This window comes from Thauera phenylacetica B4P (assembly GCF_000310225.1).
In the GTDB taxonomy this organism is placed as follows: Bacteria; Pseudomonadota; Gammaproteobacteria; order Burkholderiales; family Rhodocyclaceae; genus Thauera; species Thauera phenylacetica.
The window spans coordinates 1-3,290 of sequence record NZ_AMXF01000332.1 but is presented as its reverse complement, the minus strand read 5'-3'; the positions used below and the strand labels follow the sequence as shown (position 1 = coordinate 3,290).

At 73.1% G+C, this 3,290-nt stretch carries 3 protein-coding genes and 1 pseudogene; 2 read left to right on the top strand and 2 right to left on the bottom strand.

Going from position 1 to position 3,290, the window contains the following annotated elements:
* Both C667_RS21450 and C667_RS26760 read right to left on the bottom strand, forming a co-directional pair.
* Nucleotides 1-789 (bottom strand): TolC family protein (locus tag C667_RS21450; RefSeq protein WP_004383687.1); only part of this gene is annotated, 789 nt, incomplete at its 3' end.
* Between the two features lie 485 nt (nt 790-1,274).
* Nucleotides 1,275-1,976 carry a copper-binding protein gene (locus C667_RS26760; protein ID WP_306415797.1) on the bottom strand — a complete coding sequence of 234 codons (702 nt, stop codon included), beginning with the start codon at nt 1,974-1,976 and terminating at the stop codon, nt 1,275-1,277.
* A 39-nt stretch (nt 1,977-2,015) separates the two neighbouring features.
* Between C667_RS26760 and C667_RS21435 the strand changes: the two genes are divergently transcribed.
* Together C667_RS21435 and C667_RS21430 are read left to right on the top strand one after the other, a co-directional pair.
* A complete protein-coding gene (locus C667_RS21435; protein ID WP_004383684.1) occupies nt 2,016-2,702 on the top strand; it encodes a heavy metal response regulator transcription factor in 687 nt (228 codons plus the stop codon).
* Nucleotides 2,699-3,290: pseudogene (locus C667_RS21430) on the top strand (heavy metal sensor histidine kinase); the annotation flags it as partial. The gene C667_RS21435 and the pseudogene C667_RS21430, both read left to right, overlap by 4 nt.

Below are 3,290 nucleotides of genomic sequence, written 5' to 3'. Positions count from 1 at the left end.
CGGATCGGGGTCGGCCGGGGGCGCCAGCGGCGCGTCGTGCGCGCGCCCGAGCAGGCCGTTGAGGCCCGCCGCCAGGCCCTGGCGGCGCTGCTCGATGTCGACCAGCGCGAGGCGCTGCGCGGTGATCTCGCGCTGCATGCGCAGCACCGCCTGCTGCGGCAGCAGGCCGAGCTCGTAGCGGGCGAGGCCGAGCGCCTCCAGGCCCTGCAGCAGGGCGAGCGCATCGCGCGCGAGGCCACGTTCGCGGTCGGCGGCGTGGTAGCGCAGCCACAGCGCCTCGATCCGCGCGGCCAGCTCCACCCAGGCGGCGTCGCGCATCGCCTCGGCCTGCCCCACCTGCGCCTGCGCCGCCTGCACCGCCAGCTCGCGCTTGCCCCAGCCCGGCAGCGGCTGGACGATGCGGTAGCGCGTCTCGCCCACCTGCCCGGGCAGCAGCGCGGCCGAGCGCCCGCTCATGGTGTTGGTGGCGTCCATCAGCTCGAGCTCGAAGCGCGGATCGGGCAGCGCCCCGGCGGGCGTCACGCGTTCGCGTGCCGCGTCCGCCTCCGCCCGCGCCGCGGCGAAGCCGGGGTTGGCCAGGCGGGCGTGGTCGATGAGGCTGCGCGCGGTGGCGCCGGGGGGGGGCTCGTCGGTGGCGCGGGGAGTGATCTCGTCCGTGGTGCGGGGAGGGAGCGCGCCCGTGACGCCGGGTGGGAGTTCGCCCATGGCGCCGGGTGGGAGTTCGCCCATGGCGCCGGGAGGGAGCGCGAGCGCGGTCGTGAGGCCGGGGCCCGTTGCGAGCGCGAACATGCAAGCCCCGTGCAGCAGAGACCTCCGCGCACGGGAGGAAAGATCGGTTTTCATGATGAGATAGAGGTCATCCAGTCACCCAAGGCGGCAATTCGCGCCTGCCGGCGCTCCTACATAAACCCTCGGCGCGACAGGGGGCGAAGACAACCGCGCCTGCCGGCGCTTCTGCACGCCCCCTACGCGACGAGGACCGACGGCCCCTGTAGGAGCGGCGGCAGCCGCGAATGGGCATGGCCGCTGCGACGCCCGTTATCGGTTACGGAGCGGCCGTCTTCGCGCCTGCCGGCGCTCCTACATGAACCGGCGCGCACCCGACGCGTTTCCCGCCCCTCCACGCCTGCGACACGAACCGACACGCCCCGCGACGCCCGACACGAACCCACACGCCCCGCGACGCCCGACACGAACCGACACGCCCCTGTAGCGGCGGCAGCCGCGAATGGGCATTGCCGCTGCGATGCCCGTGACGCTCGGGCTCCGCCACATCAGCGCGCCGCTTCCAGCTTGGTCACCACCAGCGCGCCGTCCTGCTCCGCGGCGGCGAAGCGGATGCGGTCGCCGACCTTGACCTGGTCGAGCATCGCCGGGTCGGTGGCGCGGAACATCATGGTCATCGGCGGCATCTCCAGCGCGGCGATGGGTCCGTGGGCGATGGTGATCCGGCCGGCCGCGCGGTCGATCTTCCGGACCGTGCCCTCGGCAAGCTCGGCCGCGGCCGGCGTGGCGACGGCCGCGCCGAGGTGGGCGGAATGGCCGCCCTGCGCGAGCGCGCTCGCCGGCGCGGCAAAGGCGGACAGCGCGGCGAGCGCGGAACAGACTGCGGAACGGAGCGCTTTCTTCATGTCGCGAGCCTCTCGATGTCGGGTCGGGCGGGCTGCCCGGGAACTCACCACCAGTATCGAAGCCGCTCCCCGACACCAGCCTGACGCGCCGATTACATTTCCGTAATCCACCACCCTCCCCACCGCCCTCGGGCAAAATCCGCGCAGGCAGAACGCACGTGATCGCGCAGACAAAACCCGCGCAATCATTCCGCGCCGGCGCTCGGCACCGGCCTCGACGACCTCGACAACCTCGACGGCCTCGACAACCTCGACAACCTCAACGGCCTCAACAACCTCAACGGCCTCAACAACCTCAACGGCCTCAACAACCTCAACTGCCTCAACTGCCTTAACTGCCTCCACGCAATCCACGCAATCCACCCAATCCACGGAAACACCCGCATGAAGATCCTGATCGTCGAGGACGAGGCCAAGACCGGCGACTACCTGCGCCAGGGCCTGAGCGAGGCCGGCTTCGTCGTCGACCTCGCGCGCGACGGGCTCGACGGTCTGCACCTGGCGCTCGAGGGCGGGCACGACCTGGTGGTGCTCGACGTGATGCTGCCCTCGCTAGACGGCTGGGGCATCCTGCAGACGCTGCGGCGCAGCGGGCGCACGATGCCGGTGCTCTTCCTCACCGCGCGCGACCAGGTCGAGGACCGCGTGCGCGGGCTGGAACTCGGCGCCGACGACTACCTCGTCAAGCCCTTCGCCTTCGCCGAGCTGCTCGCGCGCGTGCGCACCCTGCTGCGGCGCGGGCGCAGCCCCGAGGCCGAGGTGCTGCGCGCGGCCGACCTCGAGCTCGACCTGCTGCGCCGCCGGGTGACGCGCGGCGGGCAGCGCATCGACCTCACCGCCAAGGAGTTCGCCCTGCTCGAGCTGCTGCTGCGCCGCCAGGGCGAGGTGCTGCCGCGCTCGCTGATCGCCGCGCAGGTGTGGGACATGAACTTCGACAGCGACACCAACGTGATCGAGGTCGCCGTGCGCCGGCTGCGCGCCAAGGTCGACGACGCCTTCGAGCCCAAGCTGATCCGCACCGTGCGCGGCATGGGCTATGTGCTCGAGGCCGCCGAGCCCGCGCCGCGATGAGCCGCGGCCTCTCGCTCACCGCGCGCCTGGCGGCGCTCTTCGCCGCGCTCACCGCGACCCTGCTGGTGCTGGCCGCGCTGCTGCACGGGCGCATGCTCGACGCGCACTTCCACGAGCTCGACCTGCACGAGCTGCACGGCAAGCTCGTGCTGATCCGCAACACGCTGCAGCAGGCCGACCGCGCCACGTCGCTGCAGGCGCGCCTGGATGCGGTGGAGGCCGCGCTCGTCGGCCACGACAACGTGGGCGTGCGCGTGCGCGACGCCGACGGGCGCGTGCTGCGGCTGATCCATCCGGCGCACTTCACCGCGGCGCAGCGCGCAGGACGGGCGGTGGAGGCAGCGGAGCCGGGCTGGGAGGTCGATGGCCATCCCTACCGCGGGCTGCGGGGGTCGATCGCGCTACCGGCGGTCGAAGCCGGGGCGGCCGGCGCAGCCCAGCCCCCGCTCGAAGTCCTCATCGCGCTCGACCTCTCCCATCACACCCACTTCCTCGCCTCGGCGCAGCGCGCGACCTGGGCGGGCGTGGCGCTCGCCGCGCTGGTCGCGGCGGTGTTCGGCTGGTTCGCCGCGCACCGCGGGCTGGCGC